Below are 22,124 nucleotides of genomic sequence, written 5' to 3' on the forward strand. Positions count from 1 at the left end.
ATGCAGCTCAGGATTAAGGCTGCGGCCGAAACCGCGAGGGTCGATCGTCGTGCTGCCAAGTAGCCCTCCAGGACTTCAGGTGCCGATGTGGGTAGCAGTGCCCTGTTCGCGGCGGAGACCCGCTGCGAACAGGGCACCTCACCGGCATTCGTCGCAACACCTGATCTGGATGGGTACAGAATTCGGCCCGCCGATCGAGCCGGCGGGCCGAATGGGTAGTGCGTCCGATCAGGAAGCGGCCAGGTGCGCACCGAGGGCGCGCAGGTGATCGGTACCCCCGCCCAATGCGAACTCATGGTGCTTGGCGGCCGTGAAGTAGTTGTGCACGATGTGGTCCCGGTCGATACCGACGCCGCCGTGCACGTGCACGACGGTGTGCGCCACCCGATGCCCCGCGTCGGCTGCCCAGAACTTGGCGGTGTGCACGGCTTCGGCGCTGGGCAGATCCTCGGAGAGCTGCCAGGCGGCCTGGGTGACGGCGAGGCGCAGCCCCTGGACGTCGATGTAGGCGTCGGCGAGTCGCTGGGCCACGGCTTGGAAACTGCCGACGGCCTTGCCGAATTGCTCCCGCTCACGGGCGTATTCGGCGACCAGGTCGAGCGCGCGTTCCAGGGTGCCGAGTTGGAGGGCGCTGAGACCGAGCCAGGCGCGGATGAGCAACCAGTCCAGGATCTCCGCGCCGTTCTCGACGCTGCCGATCAATTCCCCACGGGTGTCGGTCAATTCGACCGAGTACTCGGGGGAGCGATCGACCACCTGTTGTGCGGTGACCGTCGCCGCCGACGGATCGACCAGGAACACCGCGGTCACACCGGACACAGTGGCGGGAACCAGGATTCGATCGGCCCGGTCGGCGAAGGGCACAGTGGTCTTGGCACCGGTGAGCCGCCAGCCACCGTCCGCCTCGACGGCGGTGGTGGTGGGCTTGCTCGGCTCCCAGTTGTGTTCCTCGGCGAGCGCGGCCGTCAGGATGACCCGCCCCGCGCCGGCCTGGGTCGCCCGATCTTGTTGCGCCGCATCACCGAAACGAGCCAGCGCGCCCGCGCCGACCACGATCGACCACAGATACGGCACCGCCGCGACGTGCTTGCCGAGCTCACGCAGGACGGCGGTCTGCTCGAGCACACCGAAGTCGTTGCCGCCGACAGCCTCGGGCAGTGCCGCGGCGAGCACGCCGGTCTCGGCCAGCGAGCCCCAGAGCGCCTCGTCGAATCGTTCGGCCGCGGTGTCGAGTTCGCGCAGCCGGTCGGCGGTGACGAGCTTGCCGCACACCTCGCCGGTCAACCGGGCCAGGTCGAGCTGGGCTTCGGTGAGAGTGAAATCCATGTCTGCTACCTGCTTTCCGACTCAGCGCGCCGCGGCGGGCTGCTTGAGGGCGGTCATCGCGATGATGTCGCGCTGCACCTCGTTGGTGCCGCCGCCGAAGGTGAGGATCAGCGCGGCCCGGTGCATGCGCTCCAGGCGGCCACGCAGCTCGGCGCCGGGGGAGTCCTGGCGCAGATACGCCTGCGGCCCGAGGACTTCCATCAGCAACCGGTACGCCTCGGTGGCCAGTTCGGTGCCGTACACCTTGCAGGTGGAGGCGTCCCACGGCCGTGGCGCGGCGTCACCGCCCGCGTCGGCCCGGCTGGCGATCTCCCAGTTCAGCAGCTTCAGGTACTCGACCTTGGCGTGCACACGCGCGAGGTTGAGCTGCACCCATTCCTGGTCGATGATGCGGGAACCGTTGGCGGCCTTGGTGTTGCGGGCCCACTCGACCGTCTGACTCACGGCCAGGCCCAGCGGCCCCGCGGAGGTGAGCGCGACGCGCTCGTGGTTGAGCTGGTTGGTGATCAGCGCCCAGCCGCCGTTTTCCTGACCGACCAGCGCGCTCGCGGGTACCCGCACGTCTTGGTAGTAGGTCGCGCTGGTGTCCGGACCCGCCATGGTGTGCACGGGCGTCCAGGAGAAGCCCTCGGCGCTGGTCGGCACGATGAGCATGCTGATGCCCTTGTGCTTCTTGACATTCGGATCGGTGCGCACCGCGAGCCAGACGTAGTCGGCGTACGCGATCAGACTGGTCCACATCTTCTGGCCGTTGATCACGTAGTCGTCGCCGTCGCGCACCGCGCTGGTGCGCAGGCTGGCCAGGTCGGTGCCCGCGCCCGGTTCGGAGTAGCCGATGGCGAAGTGCAGCTCGCCCGCCGCGATCTTGGGCAGGAAGAAGCGTTTCTGCTCCTCGCTGCCGTAGTGCATGATCGTCGGCGCGACGGAGTTGATGGTCAGGAACGGCACCGGCGCGCCCGCGATGGCCGCCTCGTCGGTGAAGATCAGCTGGTCCATCGTCGGCCGGTCCTGGCCGCCGAACTCCTTCGGCCAGGCCAGGGTGAGCCAGCCGTCGCGGCCCATCTCCTGCACGACCTCGCGGTAGACGTTGCCCTGGCCGTACTCGCCGGTCTGCGCGCTGAGCGCTGCCCGGCGCTCGGGGGTGATGAGTCGCGCGAAGTAGTCGCGCAGCTCCGCGCGTAGCTCCTCCTGCTGCGGCGTGTACGCAATGCGCATGGCAAATACCTCAGGCCTTCGTCGATGTGGGTTGCACCGATCATTGCATATGCACTGAAACATGTTCCAGTATTGCGGGTGAATCGGGTCGATGGCGCCACCTGCGGCGGCGTCGGCTTGTTAGGCTTCGGCAAGGATCGCGGTAAAGGAGTTCTCATGAAGGTCAGCGTCGATCTGGATCAGTGTGAAGCGAACGGAATCTGTGTCGGAATCGCCCCCGACGTGTTCGAACTCGATGACGAGGACCAGTTGCACATCCTGCAAGCCGACGTTCCGGCGGACCGGCTGGCCGACGTCGAGGACGCGGTGGCGCAGTGCCCGAAAGCGGCCTTGCGGCTCCAGTGAGGCCGACCCTTGCCATAGAATGGAACACGTTCTAGGGTCGGGCTCGTGGTTGATGATGTGAGTCTTGCCGGCCGGGTAGCGATCGTGACCGGTGCGGGTGCGGGGTTGGGGCGGGCAGAGGCGCTCGCGCTGGCCGGCGCGGGTGCTTCGGTGGTGGTCAACGATCTGTCGGAGTCGGATGCGGTGTCCGACACCCTGTCCGAGATCCGCGCGCTCGGCGCCAAGGCCGAGTTCGTCGCGGGCAGCATCGCCGAACGTGCCACGGCCGACGCGTTGATCCGCACCGCGGACGAGGCCTTCGGCAGCGTCGACATCGTGGTGAACAACGCGGGCATCACCAGGGACCGGATGCTGTTCAACATGACCGACGAGGACTTCGACGCCGTCGTCGCGGTCCACCTGCGCGGCCATTTCCTGTTGTCCCGCAACGCCGCAACGTACTGGCGCGGCAAGTCCAAAGCGGCGGGCGCGCCGGTCTACGGCCGGCTGATCAACACCTCCTCCGAGGCGGGCCTGCTCGGCCCCGAGGGGCAGGCCAACTACGGCGCCGCCAAGGCGGGCATCACCGCGCTGACCCTCTCGGCCGCGCGGGCGCTGTCCCGGTATGGCGTGCGCGCCAACGCGATCGCGCCCCGCGCGCGGACCGCGATGACCGAGGCCGTGTTCAGCGCGGCACCGGAGGGCGAAGTCGACCCGCTCTCGCCCGATCATGTGGCCAGGCTGGTCGCCTACCTCGCCTCGCCCGCCGCCGACCCGGTGAACGGGCAACTGTTCGTCGTCTACGGCGCCATGGTGGCGCTCATGGCGGCGCCCGTCGTCGAGCAGCGATTCGACGCGCCCGGCGGCGCGTGGTCGGTCGGCGACCTGGCCGGCGCACTCGGCGGCTATTTCGCCGAACGCCCTGTGGGGCAGACTTTCTCGGCCTCGACCCTGTTGGATCTCGACTGAGTTCCGTGCGGTGCATCCGACACGGTGAAACAAGCGCAGCGAGGTTCGGCTTCTGCAAGCCCCGCTGACAATAAACTGCTGATCAGCCGTCCAACTGTTGATCAGCGGTCGGGCAGTTGGTAGATATTGGGGGTCGAGACGTGTGCCACCGCACAAAGGTGGGATCAATCTCTGACACTCGTTCCAAATTCATATGCCGATGCAAAGAAAAAGTGCAGTTCAAAAGTGGCAAACATCTACCGGCAGCGTAGTGAACGTGTTCTAATCGTGGAGGCGGTGCGGCCTCGGTGAAGAATCGTGCCGTGAGGGCGTACGCAGGTTCTGAGCAAGGAGGTTCATAGATGAACGAGGTCCTTGCTGTGCCATTGCGGGCAGTCGGCGGGTTCTTCGAACTGACGGCCGAAGTAGCGCGAGCCAGTGTGCGCAGGCCATTTCAATGGCGCGAGTTCATCGACCAGTCCTGGTTCATCGCCCGCGTCTCGATCGTGCCCACGCTGTTGGTCGCGATTCCATTCACCGTATTGGTGAGCTTCACGCTGAACATCTTGTTGCGCGAGATCGGCGCGGCCGATCTCAGCGGCGCGGGCGCGGCCTTCGGCGCGGTCACCCAGGTCGGGCCGATCGTCACCGTGCTGATCGTCGCGGGAGCCGGCGCCACCGCCATCTGTGCTGACCTGGGCGCCCGCACGATTCGCGAGGAAATCGACGCGATGCGGGTGCTCGGCATCAATCCGGTGCAACGACTGGTGGTGCCGAGAGTGCTCGCGTCGATGTTCGTCGCGCTGATGCTGAACAGTTTGGTGTGCACCATCGGTATCGTCGGCGGATTTCTGTTCTCGGTCTTTCTGCAGGACGTGAACCCGGGCGCGTTCGTCAACGGCATCACGCTGCTGACCCATTTGCCCGAATTGGTCATCTCCGAGGTGAAGGCCGGATTGTTCGGGCTGATCGCCGGGCTGGTGGCCTGTTATCTGGGTCTGAATGTCAAAGGTGGTCCCAAGAGTGTCGGTGATGCGGTGAATCAGACCGTCGTCTTCGCCTTTATGGCCTTGTTCGTAGTGAACGTGGTGGTCACCGCCGTTGGTATCAAGTTCACGGCGCGGTGACCGCATGGCCTTCGTGATCGAATCCCGCTTCCCGCGTACCGTGCGACGAGTGCGTCGGATGTCGGACTCGCTCGATTCAGTCGGTAAACAGGCTGTGTTCTTCGCACAGGCCCTGGGGGCTATTCCGCGTGCCATGACGCACTATCGGACCGAAACCATTCGGCTCATCGCCGAAATCAGTATGGGCAGCGGCGCTTTGGCGGTGATCGGCGGCACCGTGGTGATCGTCGGCTTCCTCACGCTGTTCGCCGGCGGCACCATCGCCGTGCAGGGTTACAGCTCGCTCGGCAATATCGGCGTCGAGGCGCTCACCGGCTTCTTCGCGGCCTTCATCAATGTGCGCATCGCGGCGCCGGTGATCTCCGGCATCGGCCTGGCCGCCACCATCGGCGCCGGCTCGACCGCGCAGCTGGGCGCGATGCGGGTGGCCGAGGAGATCGACGCGCTGGAGTCGATGGCGATCCGGCCGGTGCCGTATCTGGTCGGCACCAGGGTGCTCGCCGGGATGATCGCGATCGTGCCGCTCTACGCGCTGGCGGTGATCGCGTCGTTCCTGGCCAGCCGGTTCGCGACGGTGGTCATCTACGGCCAGTCGGCCGGCGTGTACGACCATTACTTCTCCACCTTCCTGATCCCGAGCGACATTCTCTGGTCGTTCGCCCAGGCGATCTTCATGGCGTTGGCCGTCATGCTGATCCACACCTATTACGGCTTCAATGCCGCGGGCGGACCGGTCGGCGTCGGCGTCGCGGTCGGCAATGCGGTGCGGGCCTCGCTGGTCGCGGTGGTCACGGTGACCCTGCTGATCTCGCTGGCCATCTACGGCACCTCCGGCAACTTTCATCTCTCCGGGTAAAGCGATATGGCGGATTCGAAGCAATTGCGCGCTGCAGCGGGTTACAAGGTGGCCGGTGCCGCGATGGTGCTCGCGCTGGCCGCGATCGTGGCCGTCGCACTGGTGATGTTCGTAGGCGGGTTCACCCCGACGGCCACCGTCACGGTCGACGCGCCGCGCAGCGGGCTGGTGCTCGATCCCGACGCCAAGGTGAAGGTGCGCGGGGTGGAGATCGGCCGGGTGGTCGCGATCGATCAGACCGCCGAAGGCGCCAGCCTGCAGCTCGCGCTCAATCCTGATCAGCTGAAGCTGGTTCCGGCCAACGCGGGCGTAGATATCCGTTCCACCACCGTGTTCGGCGCGAAGTACGTGAACTTCACTGTGCCGGAACAGCCTTCGGCGGCCTCGCTGCAACCCGGCGCGCGGGTGGCGGTGCAGCACGTGACCGTCGAGTTCAACACGCTGTTCCAGCATCTGTCCGATGTGCTGGCCAAGGTGGAGCCGGAGAAGCTGAACGCGACCCTGTCCGCGCTCGGCACGGCGCTGCAGGGGCGCGGCGAGAAGCTGGGTGACCTGCTCGCCCGCAGCGACGCCTACCTGCGCGACATCAACCCGTATCTGCCTACGCTGCAAGAGGATCTGGTGCGCACCGGCGCGGTGACCGACCTGTACGCCGACACCGTGCCCGACCTGCTGCGCACCGTCGACAACGCCACCGGCACCAGCCAGACGCTGGTCGACGAGCAGCAGAGCCTGGACAACATGCTCGCCAACCTGACCGGCCTCGCCGACACCACCGGATCGGTATTGCGGGAGAACGAAGGCGATTTCAGCACCGCGCTGGATCTGCTGCGCCCCACCACGGGTCTGCTCTTCGAGTACGCCCCGGCGCTCGGCTGCATCATCAACGGCCTCGGCCCGATGATGCCGCTCGCCGAGGATGTGTTCGGCGGCAAGCTGCCCGGCATCGGGATGAACACCAACTTCATGTTCGGTGCGCAGCCCTACCAGTACCCGAACGACCTGCCGAAGGTGAACGCGACCGGCGGCCCGCAGTGCGCGGGCGTGCTGGATCGGGTGCCCGGCAGCCACGCCGACTACGTCGTCACCGATACGAACCAGGGAGCTCCGTACGTGCCGAACACGGGTTTCACGAAGCCCAACGAGGCGCCGAAGGTATTCCAGCTGCTGTTCGCCGGGCTGCCGGGGGTGGGCAGGCTGTGAAGAACACCGCGACGACCGTCAAACTGCTCATCTTCACGCTGGTGATGGCACTCGTGTTCGCCGGACTGGTGGTGGTTTTCAGCCAGATGCGCTTCGCCAGGGAATACGGCTACCACGCCGTGTTCACCAGTTCGTCGGGCATGCTGCCCGGCTCGAAGGTGCGCATCGCCGGTGTGCCGGTCGGTTCGGTCTCCTCGGTGAAGGTGGGCAAGGACCACCTCGCGCACGTCGAGTTCGATGTCGACCGCAAATACCGGCTGCTCACCAGCACCCGCGCCACGATCAGATACGAAAACCTGGTCGGGGACCGGTATCTGGAGCTGCTGGAGGGGCCCGGCTCGACCGAGGTGCTGCGCGACGGCGGCACCATCGGCCCGGACAAGACGGCGCCTGCGCTCGACCTGGACATGCTGCTCGGCGGGTTCCGGCCGCTGCTGCGCGGGCTGGATCCGGCGCAGGTGAACGATCTGACCAGCGCGCTGCTGCAGATCTTCCAGGGCCAGGGCGGCACGCTGGTCTCGCTGCTCAACAGCGGCGGCTCGTTCGCGAAGACGCTGGCCGACCGCGACGAGCTGATCGGCAACGTGATCAACAACCTGAACACGGTGCTGCAGACCATCGATCAGCGTGGTGACCAATTCGCCACCACGCTCGACGAATTGCAGCGCCTGATCAGCGGTTTGGCCGCCGAGCGCGATCCGATCGGTGACGCGCTGCCGCGCATCGCGGGCGCCACCCGCGACCTGACCGGCCTGCTCCAGCAGGCGCGGCCGGACCTGCGCTCCACCATCGAGCACACCGGGCGGCTGGCCACCAACCTCGACGAGGGCTCGGACACGCTGCAGTGGGTGTTCGACAAGCTGCCCGAGACCTACAAGAAGCTGATCCGCATCGGCGCCTACGGTTCGTTCCTGCAGCTCTATATCTGCGGGACCAACCTGGTCGTGGACGGCCCGGATGGGCAGCCGATGCAAGTGAACCTGCCGGGTAAGCAGACGACCGGAAGGTGCACGCCCTGATGAACGAGCGATCACGTGTCGTCACCATCGGCATCGTCGGCCTGGTCGTCGCGGCGTGTGTTGCCTTGTCCGCCTTGCAGTTCGACCGGCTGCCGTTCATCCGCGGCGGCGCGACCTACACCGCGTACTTCGCCGACGCGGGCGGGCTGGTGCCGGGCGACCCGGTCCAGGTGGCCGGCGTGCGCACGGGCCGGGTGGACGACGTGCAATTGGACGGCGCCAAGGTGCTGGTCCGGTTCACCCTCGACGAGTCGATCGTGCTGGGCCAGAAGTCGTCCGCCGCGATCAAGACCAATACCGTGCTCGGCCGTAAGTCGCTCGAGGTGACCCCGATCGGATCGGGCGCGCTGCGGCGCAGCGACACGATCCCGCTGGACCGCACAACGTCGCCGTACTCGCTCAACGACGCGCTCGGCGATCTCGGCCGCACCGTGCAGGACCTGGACCTGGCGCAGGTGGACAAGACGCTGGACACCCTCTCGGCGACCTTCGCCGACACCCCGGCCCCGCTGCGGGCGGCGCTGGACGGCGTTACCGCGTTGTCGCGCAGCATCAATGCCCGCGACCAAGCCCTGACCGAGCTGCTGGGCCGGGCGCAGAACGTCACCAAGATCCTGGCCGACCGCAGCAACCAGATCAACGCGCTGCTGCTGGACGGCAACGACCTGCTCGGCGAGCTGGATCGGCGCCGCGCCGCGATCGGTCAGCTGATCGTCTACGTGAACGAGGTGGCCAAGCAGCTGTCCGGCCTGGTCTCCGACAACGAGCCGCTGCTGAAACCCGCGCTGGACAAGCTGAATTCGGTGCTCAGCCTGCTGCAGCGCAACCGGCAGAACCTGAACGACGCGCTCGACGGCCTCGGCCCATACGCCGCGGCACTCGGCGAGCAGGTCGGCAACGGCCCGTGGTTCAACGCCTACGTCGTCAACGCCTCCAGCACGGAGTTGCAGCCGCTGGTCGACGCGCTGGTGTGGCCGGAGCATCTGCCCGAAGACCTCCGCAATATCTTCACCAACCCGGCACCGCCGTCGATCGGGCCCGCCCTCCAGGAGCCACCGCGATGAACATGCTGGACAGAGCCCGCAACCTGCCGCGCTGGGCGCTGGTCGCCGCAGGCGTGCTGGTCGCCGCGCTGGTGCTGGCCGGTGCGTACACCGGCGTCACCCGAATCGGAAAGACCACGATCACCGCGTATTTCCCGTCGACCTCCGGCCTGTACGAGGGTGACGAGGTCCGGGTGCTGGGCGTCAACGTCGGCCGCATCGACTCGATCGAGCCGGGCAAGGACCGGGTCACCGTGAAGATGACCGTGGATCGCGGGATCGACATCCCCGTCGATGCCCGCGCGGTGATCATTTCGCCCTCGCTCGTCTCGGCGCGGTTCATTCAGGTGGCGCCCGCCTACGTCGGTGGTCCGAAAATGGCCGACGGCGCGGAGATTCCGCTCGAGCACACGGCCGTGCCGGTGGAATGGGACGACATCAAGGCCGAACTGTCCAAGCTGGCGACGACTCTCGGGCCGGTAGGCGACGACACGCAGGGCTCCTTCGGCCGCTTCGTCAACACCGCCGCCGACAACATGGACGGCAACGGCCAGAAGCTGCGCGATACGCTGCGGGAACTGTCCGCCACGCTGAACACGCTGTCGGACGGGCGCACCGATCTGTTCGGCACCATCCGCAATCTGCAGAAGTTCGTCGACGTGCTGTCGGCGAGCAACGAGCAGATCGTGCAGTTCGGCGGCAGGCTCGCGTCGGTGTCCTCGGTGCTGGCCGGCACCTCCGCGGAACTCGGTGCGGGACTGGACAATCTGGATACCGCGCTCGGCGACGTGAAGCGTTTCCTGGAGGGCAGCGGCGCCGAACTCACCGAGGGCGTGCAGCGACTGGCCGACGTCACCCAGCAGCTGGTGGACAAGCGCCCCGAACTGGAGCGGGTGCTGCACTCGGGGCCGACGGCGCTGGTGAACTTCTATCAGATCTACAAGCCCGCCCAGGGCACGCTGGCCGGTGCGGTAGCGCTCAACAACACCGCCGATCCGCTCAGCTTCCTGTGTGGTTCGGTGCGGGCGCTGGAGGCCAATGACTCCGATCGCTCCGCCGATCTGTGCGCGCAGTATCTCGCGCCGGTGATCAGCTCGCTCGCCATGAATTACGCGCCGATCATGCTCAATCCGGCCACCGGGGTGCACGCGTTCCCGGATCAGCTGAAGTACAGCCCGCCGAGCCTGGCCGGACAGGTGGCGCCGCCGGGACCGCCGCCGGTCACCGTGCCGGACGGCATTGCCGGACTTGCTATCCCAGGAGGAGGGCGATGAAGCGGCCTCGCGTTTTCATGGCTCGGGAGAGCGCTGTGCGACCGCGCCGGATGGCAACGGTGGTGGTGGGTCTCGCGCTGGCGCTCGGTGTATCCGGCTGTGAGTGGGACGGTTTGAACTCGCTGCCGATGCCGGGCACCGAGGGCACCATGGACGGCGCGTACCAGGTGCGCATCCAGATGCCGAATGTGACCACGCTGACCAGGAATTCGCCGGTCCGGGTCGATGACGTCACCGTCGGGACGGTGTCGAACATCGAGGTGGAGGGCTGGCACGCGCTGGTCACCGTCATCCTGAATCCGAGCGTGCGGCTGCCCGCCAATGCCGTCGCCAAGATCGGGCAGACCAGTCTGCTCGGCAGCAACCACGTAGAACTGGCCGCGCCGAAAGACACTGCGCCGCAAGGTCAGCTGAAGGGTGGCGACATCATTCCGCTGGAGCGGGCCGGTGCCTTCCCGACGACGGAGCAGGTGCTGTCGTCGCTGTCGGTGGTGCTCAACGGCGGCGGCATCTCGCAGCTGGAAACCATTACCCGGGAACTGAATTCGGCGCTGAGCGGGCGGGAGAACGACATCCGCGACCTGCTGCCCCAGCTCAACGAGCTCACCACCAACCTGGACAAGCAGCGCAACGACATCATCGCGGCGATGAGCGGACTGGACCGGCTCGGCGGCCAGCTGGCCCAGCAGCGTGATGTGGTTGCCGCCGCCATCGAGCGGATCCATCCCGCGCTCACCGTGCTCGCCGATCGCACCGCGAACATCACCGCGACGATCAGCGCCCTCGGCGACCTCAGCGACGTGACCGACCGGCTCATCGCGAGCAGCGGCGACAACCTGAAGGCCAACCTGCGCAGCCTCGCGCCGGTGCTGGAGACGCTGGCCGATACCGGGGTGAATCTCGTCGAGGCGATGAAGATCATTCCGACCTTCCCGTTCCCGATGAAGAACCTCGACAAAGCGATCATGGGCGACTACTTGAACCTGTTCATCACGGTCGACCTGACCGGCAAGCGGTTGGACAGCAACTGGCTGACCGGCACGCCGCTCGGCGGTCGATTCGGCGGCGTTGAGGGCGTGATCGGCAGTTTCGCGCCCGATACCGCGACGCAGAGCGGCAATCCGGCCACCGGACCGCTGCAGCCAGGGCCGGACGCCAGCGCTCAGCCGACGCCGACCCTGCCCGGCCTGCCGCCGATTCCCGGTCTGCCCGCCATCCCAGGGCTGACCGTGCCGTTGCCCGGAGCCACTGCGCCACAAGGGGGTCCGGGCCGATGACGCTCACCCGATTCGTCCGCGTCCAGCTGTCGATCTTCGCCGTGCTGACGGTGATCGGCCTGGTGGTGATGGGCGGGGTGTATGTGAAGGTGCCCGCGATGCTCGGCATCGGCCGCTACGACGTCACGGTGCAACTCGAGGCGACCGGCGGGCTGTACCCGACCGCCAACGTCGCCTACCGCGGCACGAATATCGGTGTGGTGCAGGATGTCCGGCTCACCTCCGGTGGTGTCGAGGCGGAGCTGTCGATCGACAGCGACTACAAGATCCCCGCCGATGTCACCGCGTGGGTGCGCAGCGTCTCCGCGGTGGGCGAGCAGTACGTCGACCTGATCCCGGCCGAGCGCCCGGCCGGCGGAAACCTGGCCGACGGTGCGGTGATTCCGGTGGGGCGCACCAAACTTCCGCAGGACGTCGGCTCGCTGCTCGATCAGTCCGACCGGCTGCTGTCCAGCGTCGCCGACACCCGGCTGCGGCAGGTGATCGACGAGGCGTTCCAGGCCTTCAACGGTGCCGGACCGGATCTGCAGCGGTTCATCGACTCGGCCTCGCTGCTGGTGCAGGAGGCGCAGAACAGCGCGGAGCCGACGAAGAAGCTGATCGACCAGATCGGGCCGTTGCTCGACACGCAGCTCGAGTCCGACGCGGCGATCCGCTCGTGGACCAGCGACCTGGCCACGGTGACCGACCAGCTGCGCGAACACGATCCGTCGCTGCGCAACGTGCTGCGCGACGGGCCCGCCGCGATGCAGCGGGTCACCACGCAGTTCGAGTCACTGCGACCGACGCTGCCGCTGCTGCTGACCAACCTGGTCAGCGTCGGCCAGGTCGGCGTCACCTATCACGCTGGGCTGGAACAACTTCTGGTAGTCTTCCCGCCGCTGATCGCGGCGCTGAAGACGATCATCCGTGGTCCGGCGGAGTACGGCGCGATGGTCGACTTCATGGTGGTGGTCAACGACCCGCCCGCTTGCACCACCGGCTTCCTGCCTGCCAACGAGCGGCGCTCACCCAGCGAGCTGGACTCGATCCCGTCGCCGCCCGGCCTGTACTGCAAGGTGCCGCAGGATTCACCGATCGCGGTGCGCGGCATCCGCAACACGCCGTGCGCGGAGTTCCCGGGCGTGCGGGCGCCGACACCCGAGCTCTGCCGGACCGGCTTTGTCCCGCAAGGCAACAACCCCCCGTTCGGCCCGTCGCAACCGGTACCGTCGGCGTCCGCGCCGGTCGATCCGGGCACGGCACCGGTGGCACCCGCCGCGTACGGCACCGGCACGCCGGCTGCCGCGAGATCCTATGACCCGTCCACCGGCCAGTACATCGGCCCGGACGGCCGCACCTACCGACAGGGCGATATCGGACCGGGCGGTTCGGGCACGGTACCGTCGAGCTGGCAGGCGATGCTCGAGGAGCAGCAACGATGACTGAGAACAACGGAGATCGGCACCGTACGCGGCGACGCGCGGTGCGCTCGGTGGGTCCGCCCGCCGAGGAGACGGCCAGCGCCGGCGTGACGTCGGTTCCGGTCGAGCGTGCCGGTACTGCGGCGGCGACCGCCGTGGCGCGGGGCAAGCAAGCGTCCGGTGCCGCGGCCACTGCTGCCGCTGACCCGGCAGTGGTCGACGCGGACCCTGCCGCTGTCGTAGCCGCCGCTCCGGCGGACAGTGAGCCTGTCGATCTCGACAAGGCACCCGCCGACGCCCAAGGTGATGCGAAGCCGAAGAAAAGTAACCGCCGCCTGACCACCCTGGCCGCGGCCGCCGCCTTGGTGCTCGCACTGGTGATCGCAGCAGCGCTGTCCACAGTTGTGCAGGCCCACTCGCTCGACACCCGCGACGCGCGCCGCGCCGAGTATGTGCAGACCGCCCGGCAGGCCGTCCTGAACCTCACCACCATCCGCGCCGACTCGGCGAAGGAAGACATCGACCGGATCCTGTCGCTGGCCTCCGGCCAGTTCAAGAACGAATTCGACGGCCGGGTGGATCCGTTCATGAACATCGTGCAGCAGGCCAAGGTGGTCTCCAACGGCGAGATCGTGGAGGCGGCGATCGAGAGCGACGAGGAGGACTCCGCGAAGATCTTGGTCGCGGCCAAACAGACGTTGACCAACGCGGGGCAGGAGGGACCGCAGACGCGGTTCTACCGCTTCCGGGTCACCGTGAGCGACGGCAACTCCGGTCTGACCGTATCCAAAGTGGAGTTCGTGGCATGACAACGCGCAGCAAGATCTTCCTGGCGGTAGCAAGCGTTGTCGCGGTCGCGGCGCTGATCGTGCTGGGCGTCAACGGTTTACGGATCTGGAACGACCAGCAGGCCGAGCAGGCGCGCAAGGATGCGGTGACCGCCGCCGACCGGACGGTCACCGCGATGTTCACCTACGACTATCAGACGGTGGACCGGGAACTGCCCAAGGCGGCCGACAACCTCTCGCCGAAGTTCCGCGAGGACTATTTGAAGCTGATCACGCAGGCCATCGCCCCCGGTGCCAAGGACAAGCAGCTCTCGGTGAAGGCGACTACGCAGGCGGCAGGCGTGGTTTCGGCCGACAAGTCCCGCGTCGAGGTCCTGCTGTTCCTGAATCAGGTGACCACCAGCAAGGATTCGCCGCAGGGCACCACCAGCGGCAGCCGGGTCCGGGCCACCGTGAACAAGGACGGCGACCGCTGGCTGGTCGACCAGGTCACCCCGGTCTGACGAAACCGGTTGTCACGCAGTGGATTCGCGCGGCAACCGCACGGTGAAGGTGCTGCCTTCGCCCTCGACGCTGCGCACGTCGACGCTGCCGCCGTGCGCGGTGACCAGCGCCTGCACGATGGACAACCCGAGTCCCGTGCCGCCGCTGGTGCGAGTGCGCGAACTGTCGGTGCGGTAGAAACGTTCGAAGATGCGGTCCGCCTCATCGGCGGGTAGTCCGGGGCCGGTGTCGGCGACCTCCAGCAAGACCTCGTCGGCGGTGGGGGTGAGGCGCACGGTCACCTCGGCGTCCGGTGGGGTGTGCGTGAGCGCGTTGTTGAGCAGGTTGGCGAGCACCTGCCGGAGCCGGGTTTCGTCGCCGATGACCTCCAAAGTGCCTTCGCCGGGCTGGATGTCGAGTTCGATCCGGCGCCGGGGTGCGTCGCGGGGTGGGTCGTCGATCCGGCGCCGTGGCGTGTCCGGGTCCGCGGCGGCGGCCATGGCGCGGGCATTGTGCACGGCATCGCTGGCCACGGCGAGCAGGTCGACCTGCCCGCGCTCCAGCGGGCGCTGCGCGTCGAGCCGGGCCAGCATCAGCAGGTCCTCGACGAGGATGCCCATGCGCTGGGATTCGCGTTCGATGCGGTCCATGAACAGGTCGGGATCGGTGGTCGCGCCCTGCCGGTAGAGCTCGGCGAAGCCGCGGATGGTGGTGAGCGGGGTGCGCAGTTCGTGGCTGGCGTCGGCGACGAACTGGCGCATCTTCGCCTCCGAATGCTTGGCCGCGGCCTCCGACGCCTCGGTCTTCGCGAACGCCTGCTGGATCTGGGCGAGCATGCCGTTGAGCGACCTGGACAGCCGGTCGACCTCGGTGTTGTTGCCGCGCACCGGCACTCGGCGGTACAGGTCGCCGCGGGCGATGGCGGCGGCAGTGTTCTCCACCCGAAGCAGCGGCCGCAGGCTGCGCCGGATCACAAAATACGCGGCGACGGCCAGCGCGCTCAGCACGATCAGCCCGACCACCAGCTCCAGCATGACAAGGCGTTGCACGATGTCGTAGTTCTGGTTGAGCGGCAACCCCACCGTGGTGGTGCCGTCCGGCACGCGGACCGTCAGGATCCGCCACTCGGTCGGCCCGCCGCCGAACGAACCCACCGTCATCGGCCCGACCGGCGGAGACTCGGGCAGCGCGNCGCCCGCCCCTATACCGTGGGACTGAGCATCAACTCCACGAAAGGGTCGATATGCCGCTGGCCACGGTGAACGGAATTTCCCTCAACTACCAGGTCAAAGGTGACCGCGCGCGGGGTACCGATGTCAAGGGGTCGGGGCCGCTTGTGGTCATGATCATGGGCACCGGTAGTCCGGGCCGGGTGTGGGAGTTGCACCAGGTTCCCGCGCTGGTCGCCGCGGGCTACCGAGTGTGCACATTTGACAACCGCGGGATCGCGCCGTCGTTCGAGGCTGCTGCGGGCATGACCATCGACCAGTTGGTCGCCGACACCGCCGGGCTGATCGAGCTCCTCGACGAGGGGCCCGCGCTGGTGGTCGGCACCTCGATGGGCGCCCGGGTCGCGCAGGAATTGGCGCTCGCCCGGCCCGAACTGGTGCGCAAAGCCGTCTTCATGGCCGGGCACGGGCGCCTCGACCAGTTCCAGAAGACGCTCTCGCTCGGCGAGCACCAACTCGACGCGAGTGGGGTGCGACTGCCGGAGAAGTACGAGGCCGCCATCACCGCCGTGATGAACCTCTCGCCCGCGACGATGGCCGATGCGAACGCGGCCCGCGACTGGCTCGACCTGTTCGAGTTCACCGGCGGGCCGGTCACCCCGGGCATCCGCGCGCAGCGTCGCATGGATCACGATTTCGAGCGAGTGCAGGCCTACCGGGCGATCACCGTGCCATGCCTGGCCGTCGGATTCGCCGACGACCGCATGATCCCGCCCTACCTGACCAGGGAGATCGCCGAGGTCATCCCCGGTGCGCGTTACCAGGAAGTGCCCGACGCCGGGCACTTCGGTTACCTGGAACGCCCGGAGACGGTGAACAAGATCCTGCTCGATTTTTTCGCGAGCTGAGTTTCCCGGCCCGAGGTAACCGCCCGGGCGTAACGTCTCCCTTGCTAGGGTCGAAACAACGCTCGGGACTCCAACGGCGCGCAAGTCCGTGGACCCCTCGGTTCGTCGGACCCGGCGCCGGGGGATCCAAGAGCGATCCCGTACATAGCGCGAGTATCCAGTGAGGTGAAATTGAGCACCAACCCCTTCGATGACGAGGACGGCCGCTTCTTCGTCCTGGTCAACGACGAAGAGCAGCATTCCCTGTGGCCTGCTTTCGCAGAGGTCCCGGCCGGATGGCGCGTCGTGTTCGGCGAGGACAGCCGCGCTGCCTGCGTCGAATACGTCGAGAAGAACTGGACCGACATGCGTCCGAAGAGCCTGCGCGACGCGATGGCCGCCGACGACGCGGCCCGTCAGGGCGCCCAGTCCTGACCCGCGGTAGCTGAATACCGCGCCGGGACAACCCGACTGCGTGACACCGTAAGCCGGTGTCACGCAGTCGGCCTGCCCGGCTATGATGGCAACGCTTTCCAGAAGGCACCCGCCTCCTTAGCTCAGTGGTAGAGCACTCGCCTTGTAAGCGAAAGGTCGTCAGTTCAATCCTGACAGGGGGCTCCGGTCGAGCGCGCCCACATCGGGCGCGCTCGTTCACGTTGTAAGACGTATCCAAACAGGGTGGTTGGACCGAGGTTTTGGTCTGACCACCCTTTTGTTCCTAGCGCCACCTCCCAGTCACCCGCGTACCCACGAACTTTGGTGCTGGTCCCACACTTGACCGGTCACCTGCCCGGACAGTGCAGGGTCGCTGAAAGCGACAACGGTCGCGACCACTGCTTCGAACTGTTCGGGGAGCACTCGGTTGTCGGTACGCCGCCGCCACGCAGCCCACTTTGCCTGGCCGACAAGCGGATACCCGTCGAGGGCTTCGCCAAGGGGGATGATCGTTGCCCGGCGAAAGATCGCGACTGCTTGGATCGCCTCTTGAAGGTCGGATCCCGCTACCGGGTGGTGATGGGTGAGCGTCCAGATGTCGCCGAAGTCACGCCATCGGGTACTTGCAGTGCCTCGCTGAACTGCGGTGACGATCTTCTCCGCGTAGACCATCGGCAGGGGATAGCCACGGACGGTGACCGGGTCACCGTCGAGCAGTCGCGGTATGGCCACAGTGGTCGGCTCGGGATGAATCGGATCACCGACATTCACGTCCACGTGGAAGCTGAGCTTGGCACGACTCAACGTGGCCTTCGCGCTGACCCGGATGCCTGAGTATTCGCTGTCGTCGCGAATCACCTCCGCGGTAAGCGAGTCGAGCTGGAACCGCAGTCCATCGTCGGCAGGCACTGTGACGATCTCACGGATCAAACCGAGGATGGTCTCGCTCTCATTGCTCACATCGATTGCGGCCAGGTCCACATCACGCGTGGGTCGCCGGTTTCCGAATGCGGCAAGCAGCACGCCGCCCTTCAAGACGAATGCTTCGCGATGGGAACTGGCGGCAAGTCGTACAAGGAACCCCTCTAGCAGGTAGAGGTCGAAGAGTTCTTGCGTGTTGCGGCCCGTGGCCTTCGCCCTCTGCTGCAGAGCGCGATATATCCGATCGCCGGCACCCGCGGCGTTCACAGCAGGATGCTTATCGTCTGATTCAGCCCGCGTTGCGCAGTGGGAAACGACTTCGCCAACCGCAGCAGCTCCGAAGCTTGTCCACCCTTGCGCAGCCAACGCTTGAGTGACTCGATGGCCAGGTCGTCTCCCTCCAGATGCCGCAGACGGAAGGCGTCGATGATGCTCCGCTGGGCGGAGTAGATGCCGATGTTCTGGCTCTGACCGATGTCCAAATCGTCCCGTCCGAGATCGAAGGTCGCGGCATCGAAACGGTGCCACCTGATCGGCGTCTCCAGCTTCGGCGCCCAAGCGCCGCGCGGGATGGCGATGTCGATGGAGCTGGGTATGTCGTCTATCAGGTCGTGACGCGCAAGAGCGGATCGCAGTGCGAGTGTGGCGCGAGGGGCCCGAGTCGCGATGGCCAAGAGGTCTTCGTCGCCGATCCAGCCGGCCTTGCGATACAGGCCATGAGCCAGGCGGGTGATTTGCCCATCGGCGAGAAGCCGACGAAAGCGCCCTTCACCGATCAGCCGCACAGCGTCGTTGAACCGGAACGTGTCGGGGAGCTCGGTGAGGATTCGCGCCGAATCCATCGTCTGACCCCCTCGCTATTGGTAGGAAATCCTATACAGCTACACACCGACTGTATAGGATTTCCTAGACAGGTCAACATCGACGCGTCAACTATCTTTAGGCATAACCCGGCACTAGGGCTCCGGTCGAGTGTGTCGGTGACGGCGCGCTTGTTCACGTTGTCAGAGGCTCATCCAAAAAGGGTGGTTGGACCGATATCTCGGTCCAACCACCCTTTTATGTTGGGGCGGAACAGGGTTCAGTCGGGGACGTTGGCTCCGTAACCGAGATCGCGCAGCGCCTGCTTGATTTTGGTTTGCGCCTCGTCCATGGATTCCGGGCTGGGGTTGGGGTCTGCCCCGGAGATGTCGAAGTTGCCCATGGTGAAGGCCGGGAAGACGTGGACGTGCAGGTGGGGGACCTCGAGGCCGGCGATGAGCAGGCCGGCTCGGGGGGCGTCCCAGGCGGCGCGCACGGCCTGGCCGATCTTCTGGGCGACGAGGTTCAGGCGGGCGAAGGTGTCGGCGTCGACGTCCTGCCACTGATCGATTTCCTTGCGGGGCACCACGAGGGTGTGGCCGGGGGTGACCGGTGCGATGGTGAGGAAACCGACGAATTCGTCGTCCTCCCAGACGAATCGACCTGGAAGCTGACCGGCGATGATCGCGCTGAAGACAGAAGCCATGATTCGCAGGCTACGCGCCGCGGATTCGGGCGGCGCTCGGCGCGACTAGACCGCCGCGAAATGCGACAGGATGCCCTGCACCTCGTAGATGTCGACCTGGCGATTGAACCTCTTCTGTAGCGGCTCGCTGCTGCCGGAGATCCAGATGCAGAGTTCGGCATCGAGGTCGAAGGTGCCTGCGGTTTCCACCGAGAAGTGGGTGATCGCGCGGTAGGGGACGCTGTGGTAGCTCACCTTGCGGCCGGTCATGCCCTGTTTGTCGACCAGGATCAGGCGCCGGTTCGTGAACAGGATCGCGTCGCGCACCAATAGGTATGCGGCGTAGATCTGTTCACCTTCGCCCATCAGTTTCGCGTATTCCTGTTGCGCCCTGGCGGGATCGATTCGCCCGGCATTGCCCATCAGTCCGTCGATCAGACCCATCGTGTGCACATCCTTCGCGCGGTGTGGGTGATGTGGTCCGGTCGCGGTATGTCCGAACCATCCCTTTCCATCATCCATGTCGCGAGACCGATATTCGATGGTCGACTGCTGTTCATGAGTGAGCGCAGCTCGCCGGGGGCCTTCACCTAAGCTGTCTGCCGTGCGCGTACTCGTCATCGGTTCCGGAGCCCGTGAACATGCCCTCGTCCTGGCGCTGCGCCGCGACCCGGCGGTGAGCGGCATCGTCGCTGCTCCAGGCAACGCGGGTATCGCCCAGCACGCGCAAACCCGGCCGGTCGATCCGTGCTCGGCGGAGGCGGTGGTGGCGCTGGCCACCGAGTCGGCGGCCGATCTCGTGGTGATCGGGCCCGAGGTGCCGCTGGTTCTCGGCGTCGCCGATGCCGTGCGCGCGGCCGGAATCGCTTGTTTCGGGCCGTCGGCCGCGGCCGCGCGGATCGAGGGCTCGAAGGCGTTCGCCAAGGATGTGATGGCGGCGGCGGGCGTGCGGACCGCGCACAGCGAGATCGTGGACACCCCGGCCGACCTGGACGCCGCGCTGAGCCGGTTCGGCCCCACCTGGGTGGTGAAGGACGACGGTCTCGCCGCGGGCAAGGGCGTGGTGGTCACCGCCGATCGGTCCGCCGCCCGCGATCACGGCGCGGAACTGCTCGAGCAGGGGCACCCGGTGCTGCTGGAATCGTTCTTGGACGGGCCGGAGGTGTCGCTGTTCTGCCTGGTCGACGGGGAGACGGTGGTTCCGCTGCTGCCCGCGCAGGATCACAAGCGGGTCGGCGACGGCGACACCGGCCCGAACACCGGCGGCATGGGCGCGTACACGCCGCTGCCCTGGTTGCCGGCGGAGGCGGTCACCGCGATCGTCGACGATGTGGTGAAACCTGTTGCGGCGGAGATGGTTCGCCGTGGCTGCGGATTCTCCGGGCTGCTCTACGCCGGTCTTGCGATGGGTGTCGCCGGACCCGCGGTGGTCGAATTCAATTGCCGCTTCGGCGATCCCGAAACCCAGGCCGTGCTCGCCCTGCTGGAAAGCCCGCTGGCCGAGCTGCTCACCGCCACCGCCACGGGCACGCTCGCCCAGGTCGAGCCGCCTCGCTGGCGTGACGGTGCTGCGATCACCGTGGTGGTCGCGGCCGAGAACTACCCGGGCCGACCGCGCATCGACGACGTCATCTCCGGAGCGGGCGAGGGCGCCCTCGACGAGTCCGCCGCGGTGCTGCACGCCGGAACCGCATTGCGTGAGGACGGCGCGCTGGTCTCCGCGGGCGGGCGCGTGCTCAATGTGGTTGGTGTCGGCGCCGATCTCGCCGAGGCCCGCACGCACGCTTACGAGCGCATCGCCTCCATCAAACTGCCGGGCAGTCACTACCGCACCGACATCGGCCTCGCCGCCGTCGAAGACCGAATCGCTGTCCCTAGCTGAAGTTGAGCCCGTGCAGGGCCAGCCACTGGCGCGGATCGACGTGCTGGCCGCCGACGATCACCTCGAAGTGCAGGTGCGGACCGGTGGAGTCGCCGCGGTTGCCCATGCGGGCGATCTGCATACCGGCCGGGACACGTTCGCCGCGCGAGACGAAGAAGTCGTACATGTGGCCGTACACGGTGATGCTGCCGTCGTCGTGGCGGATGCGCACCCACAGTCCGAAGCCTTCGGCCGGGCCCGCGTCGATGACGGTGCCGTTGGCTACGGCGTAGATCGGGGTGCCGATCGGGCCTGCGATGTCGATGCCGTTGTGGAAAGTGCCCCAGCGGGAACCGAATCCGGAGGTGAAAGCGCCGCGGGCGGGCATGACGAAACCGCCGATGCCCGGCAGCACCGCACCCGGCATCGTCGTCGAGCCGCCGCCCATCCACGGTTGCCATTCGCCTGCCGCCGCGGCGGCGGCCTCTGCTTTGGCCCGTTCCAGGGTCGCGCGTGCGGCGGCCGCGACCACGGCCTGTTCGCGCAGGCGCTCACCGTTGGCGATGGCGTTCAGGTATCGGCGCACGGACGGCGGGGTGGATTGCACCTGGAGCGGGTAGGCAACGGCGACGCGTTGCGCGTGGGCCTGGTCCGGGATGCGATCGCTGATCACGCCGGTGTAGTAGGTGTCGCCCGCGGCGAACACAGCGGTCGCGGCGAGACCGGCCAGCAGCACTCGATGCTTGCGCAGCAGCGCGAGCAGTTCGTCACGGTCGGGGCGTTTGTCGTTCCAGGTGGCACGCAGCTCGGATCGCCGCCGCCACAGTTCCCGCGGATCGGGCCGTCGTCGCAGGATTTCCTGGACGTTGCGCCGATCGAGCAGGACCCGCGGGCCGCGCGCCGGTCGTTCCCGCAGCCGGGCGCGCCAGTCCGGCGGAATGACCCCGATGCCACCCACTCCGCGCACCCGGTCGAGCCCAGCTCGTCGAGCATTCTCGAGCATCACGCCGACCATAACCCCGGTAGCAGGGGAGCGCACGACAGGCGCTGCGCACCGGCTACCGTCTGACGGGTGTGCA

22 protein-coding genes, 1 tRNA gene and 1 pseudogene are annotated in these 22,124 nt (G+C 67.1%); 16 read left to right on the top strand and 8 right to left on the bottom strand.

The features are described 5' to 3' along the window. Nucleotides 1-228: 228 nt before the first annotated feature. Together DBO33_RS04670 and DBO33_RS04675 are read right to left on the bottom strand one after the other, a co-directional pair. On the bottom strand, nt 229-1,326 hold the full coding sequence (locus DBO33_RS04670; protein ID WP_107653930.1) for an acyl-CoA dehydrogenase family protein: 1,098 nt from the start codon (nt 1,324-1,326) through the stop codon (nt 229-231). 21 nt (nt 1,327-1,347) lie between these two features. Further along, complete coding sequence (locus DBO33_RS04675; RefSeq protein WP_107653931.1) at nt 1,348-2,541, bottom strand: acyl-CoA dehydrogenase family protein; 1,194 nt, start codon at nt 2,539-2,541, stop codon at nt 1,348-1,350. Nucleotides 2,542-2,697: 156 nt separating this feature from the next. On the opposite strand from DBO33_RS04675, the gene DBO33_RS04680 reads away from it, so the two are divergent. The 12 genes from DBO33_RS04680 to DBO33_RS04735 all read left to right on the top strand — a co-directional run bounded on the left by DBO33_RS04680 (nt 2,698) and on the right by DBO33_RS04735 (nt 14,306). Then, a complete protein-coding gene (locus DBO33_RS04680) occupies nt 2,698-2,886 on the top strand; it encodes a ferredoxin (protein ID WP_107659980.1) in 189 nt (62 codons plus the stop codon). A gap of 45 nt (nt 2,887-2,931) precedes the next feature. Then, entirely contained in the window at nt 2,932-3,834 is a 903-nt protein-coding gene (locus DBO33_RS04685) for a 3-oxoacyl-ACP reductase (RefSeq protein ID WP_107653932.1), read from the top strand. A 341-nt stretch (nt 3,835-4,175) separates the two neighbouring features. Beyond that, nucleotides 4,176-4,940, top strand: coding sequence for an MlaE family ABC transporter permease (locus tag DBO33_RS04690; protein ID WP_107653933.1), 765 nt, complete (start codon nt 4,176-4,178; stop codon nt 4,938-4,940). A 4-nt stretch (nt 4,941-4,944) separates the two neighbouring features. Further along, a complete protein-coding gene (locus tag DBO33_RS04695; protein WP_107653934.1) occupies nt 4,945-5,796 on the top strand; it encodes an MlaE family ABC transporter permease in 852 nt (283 codons plus the stop codon). Between the two features lie 6 nt (nt 5,797-5,802). Then, nucleotides 5,803-6,999, top strand: a complete 1,197-nt coding sequence (locus tag DBO33_RS04700) for an MCE family protein (protein WP_107653935.1) — start codon at nt 5,803-5,805, stop codon at nt 6,997-6,999. Beyond that, nucleotides 6,996-8,018 (top strand): MCE family protein, encoded by a 1,023-nt coding sequence (locus tag DBO33_RS04705; protein WP_107653936.1) that lies wholly within the window; start codon nt 6,996-6,998, stop codon nt 8,016-8,018. The genes DBO33_RS04700 and DBO33_RS04705 overlap by 4 nt, the downstream gene beginning before the upstream one ends. Beyond that, nucleotides 8,018-9,082 (top strand): MCE family protein, encoded by a 1,065-nt coding sequence (locus tag DBO33_RS04710; protein ID WP_107659981.1) that lies wholly within the window; start codon nt 8,018-8,020, stop codon nt 9,080-9,082. Before DBO33_RS04705 ends, DBO33_RS04710 begins: the two co-directional genes overlap by 1 nt. After that, nucleotides 9,079-10,335 carry an MCE family protein gene (locus DBO33_RS04715; RefSeq protein ID WP_107653937.1) on the top strand — a complete coding sequence of 419 codons (1,257 nt, stop codon included), beginning with the start codon at nt 9,079-9,081 and terminating at the stop codon, nt 10,333-10,335. The genes DBO33_RS04710 and DBO33_RS04715 overlap by 4 nt, the downstream gene beginning before the upstream one ends. Next, nucleotides 10,332-11,612, top strand: a complete 1,281-nt coding sequence (locus tag DBO33_RS04720) for an MCE family protein (protein ID WP_407670469.1) — start codon at nt 10,332-10,334, stop codon at nt 11,610-11,612. The genes DBO33_RS04715 and DBO33_RS04720 overlap by 4 nt, the downstream gene beginning before the upstream one ends. Continuing rightward, nucleotides 11,609-13,036, top strand: coding sequence for an MCE family protein (locus DBO33_RS04725; RefSeq protein WP_107653939.1), 1,428 nt, complete (start codon nt 11,609-11,611; stop codon nt 13,034-13,036). The genes DBO33_RS04720 and DBO33_RS04725 overlap by 4 nt, the downstream gene beginning before the upstream one ends. Beyond that, complete coding sequence (locus tag DBO33_RS04730) at nt 13,033-13,824, top strand: hypothetical protein (RefSeq protein WP_107653940.1); 792 nt, start codon at nt 13,033-13,035, stop codon at nt 13,822-13,824. The genes DBO33_RS04725 and DBO33_RS04730 overlap by 4 nt, the downstream gene beginning before the upstream one ends. Beyond that, nucleotides 13,821-14,306: a h domain protein gene (locus DBO33_RS04735; protein ID WP_107653941.1), complete on the top strand. Its 486-nt coding sequence runs from the start codon at nt 13,821-13,823 to the stop codon at nt 14,304-14,306. Before DBO33_RS04730 ends, DBO33_RS04735 begins: the two co-directional genes overlap by 4 nt. Nucleotides 14,307-14,318: 12 nt before the next feature. On the opposite strand, the pseudogene DBO33_RS04740 reads toward DBO33_RS04735, so the two are convergent. Then, a pseudogene (locus DBO33_RS04740) lies at nt 14,319-15,476 on the bottom strand (sensor histidine kinase); the annotation flags it as partial. Nucleotides 15,477-15,529: 53 nt separating this feature from the next. On the opposite strand from DBO33_RS04740, the gene DBO33_RS04745 reads away from it, so the two are divergent. The 3 genes from DBO33_RS04745 (at nt 15,530) to DBO33_RS04755 (ending at nt 16,960) form a co-directional block, all read left to right on the top strand. Then, nucleotides 15,530-16,363, top strand: coding sequence for an alpha/beta fold hydrolase (locus DBO33_RS04745; RefSeq protein ID WP_107653942.1), 834 nt, complete (start codon nt 15,530-15,532; stop codon nt 16,361-16,363). Between the two features lie 171 nt (nt 16,364-16,534). Beyond that, nucleotides 16,535-16,777 (top strand): MbtH family protein, encoded by a 243-nt coding sequence (locus DBO33_RS04750; protein WP_011207082.1) that lies wholly within the window; start codon nt 16,535-16,537, stop codon nt 16,775-16,777. 111 nt (nt 16,778-16,888) lie between these two features. Further along, nucleotides 16,889-16,960 (top strand) — tRNA-Thr (locus tag DBO33_RS04755). A gap of 117 nt (nt 16,961-17,077) precedes the next feature. Here DBO33_RS04755 and DBO33_RS04760 read toward each other — a convergent pair. The 4 genes from DBO33_RS04760 to DBO33_RS04775 form a co-directional block, all read right to left on the bottom strand. Beyond that, a complete protein-coding gene (locus DBO33_RS04760; protein WP_234390697.1) occupies nt 17,078-18,064 on the bottom strand; it encodes a nucleotidyl transferase AbiEii/AbiGii toxin family protein in 987 nt (328 codons plus the stop codon). Next, nucleotides 17,962-18,540 carry a type IV toxin-antitoxin system AbiEi family antitoxin domain-containing protein gene (locus DBO33_RS04765; protein ID WP_107653944.1) on the bottom strand — a complete coding sequence of 193 codons (579 nt, stop codon included), beginning with the start codon at nt 18,538-18,540 and terminating at the stop codon, nt 17,962-17,964. The genes DBO33_RS04760 and DBO33_RS04765 overlap by 103 nt, the downstream gene beginning before the upstream one ends. A 239-nt stretch (nt 18,541-18,779) precedes the next feature. Beyond that, nucleotides 18,780-19,205 carry an HIT family protein gene (locus tag DBO33_RS04770; protein ID WP_107653945.1) on the bottom strand — a complete coding sequence of 142 codons (426 nt, stop codon included), beginning with the start codon at nt 19,203-19,205 and terminating at the stop codon, nt 18,780-18,782. A 45-nt stretch (nt 19,206-19,250) separates the two neighbouring features. Further along, a complete protein-coding gene (locus tag DBO33_RS04775; RefSeq protein ID WP_107659982.1) occupies nt 19,251-19,628 on the bottom strand; it encodes a PH domain-containing protein in 378 nt (125 codons plus the stop codon). 160 nt (nt 19,629-19,788) lie between these two features. On the opposite strand from DBO33_RS04775, the gene purD reads away from it, so the two are divergent. Beyond that, nucleotides 19,789-21,066: a phosphoribosylamine--glycine ligase gene (gene purD, locus DBO33_RS04780; RefSeq protein ID WP_107653946.1), complete on the top strand. Its 1,278-nt coding sequence runs from the start codon at nt 19,789-19,791 to the stop codon at nt 21,064-21,066. On the opposite strand, the gene DBO33_RS04785 is transcribed toward purD, so the two are convergent. Then, entirely contained in the window at nt 21,059-22,048 is a 990-nt protein-coding gene (locus DBO33_RS04785; protein WP_107659983.1) for a M23 family metallopeptidase, read from the bottom strand. The genes purD and DBO33_RS04785 overlap by 8 nt on opposite strands. Nucleotides 22,049-22,124: the final 76 nt, after the last annotated feature.

The sequence above is a fragment of the Nocardia suismassiliense genome (assembly GCF_900269665.1).
GTDB lineage: Bacteria > Actinomycetota > Actinomycetes > Mycobacteriales > Mycobacteriaceae > Nocardia > Nocardia suismassiliense.

Excerpts from the sequence above, each read along its gene's own strand:
- DBO33_RS04670 (WP_107653930.1), bottom strand. The coding sequence starts at position 1,326 with ATGGATTTCACTCTCACCGAAGCCCAGCTCGACCTGGCCCGGTTGACC.
- DBO33_RS04675 (WP_107653931.1), bottom strand. The coding sequence starts at position 2,541 with ATGCGCATTGCGTACACGCCGCAGCAGGAGGAGCTACGCGCGGAGCTG.
- DBO33_RS04680 (WP_107659980.1), top strand. The coding sequence starts at position 2,698 with ATGAAGGTCAGCGTCGATCTGGATCAGTGTGAAGCGAACGGAATCTGT.
- DBO33_RS04690 (WP_107653933.1), top strand. The coding sequence starts at position 4,176 with ATGAACGAGGTCCTTGCTGTGCCATTGCGGGCAGTCGGCGGGTTCTTC.
- DBO33_RS04695 (WP_107653934.1), top strand. The coding sequence starts at position 4,945 with ATGGCCTTCGTGATCGAATCCCGCTTCCCGCGTACCGTGCGACGAGTG.
- DBO33_RS04700 (WP_107653935.1), top strand. The coding sequence starts at position 5,803 with ATGGCGGATTCGAAGCAATTGCGCGCTGCAGCGGGTTACAAGGTGGCC.
- DBO33_RS04710 (WP_107659981.1), top strand. The coding sequence starts at position 8,018 with ATGAACGAGCGATCACGTGTCGTCACCATCGGCATCGTCGGCCTGGTC.
- DBO33_RS04715 (WP_107653937.1), top strand. The coding sequence starts at position 9,079 with ATGAACATGCTGGACAGAGCCCGCAACCTGCCGCGCTGGGCGCTGGTC.
- DBO33_RS04720 (WP_407670469.1), top strand. The coding sequence starts at position 10,332 with ATGAAGCGGCCTCGCGTTTTCATGGCTCGGGAGAGCGCTGTGCGACCG.
- DBO33_RS04725 (WP_107653939.1), top strand. The coding sequence starts at position 11,609 with ATGACGCTCACCCGATTCGTCCGCGTCCAGCTGTCGATCTTCGCCGTG.
- DBO33_RS04730 (WP_107653940.1), top strand. The coding sequence starts at position 13,033 with ATGACTGAGAACAACGGAGATCGGCACCGTACGCGGCGACGCGCGGTG.
- DBO33_RS04735 (WP_107653941.1), top strand. The coding sequence starts at position 13,821 with ATGACAACGCGCAGCAAGATCTTCCTGGCGGTAGCAAGCGTTGTCGCG.
- DBO33_RS04745 (WP_107653942.1), top strand. The coding sequence starts at position 15,530 with ATGCCGCTGGCCACGGTGAACGGAATTTCCCTCAACTACCAGGTCAAA.
- DBO33_RS04765 (WP_107653944.1), bottom strand. The coding sequence starts at position 18,540 with ATGGATTCGGCGCGAATCCTCACCGAGCTCCCCGACACGTTCCGGTTC.
- DBO33_RS04770 (WP_107653945.1), bottom strand. The coding sequence starts at position 19,205 with ATGGCTTCTGTCTTCAGCGCGATCATCGCCGGTCAGCTTCCAGGTCGA.
- DBO33_RS04775 (WP_107659982.1), bottom strand. The coding sequence starts at position 19,628 with ATGGGTCTGATCGACGGACTGATGGGCAATGCCGGGCGAATCGATCCC.
- DBO33_RS04785 (WP_107659983.1), bottom strand. The coding sequence starts at position 22,048 with ATGCTCGAGAATGCTCGACGAGCTGGGCTCGACCGGGTGCGCGGAGTG.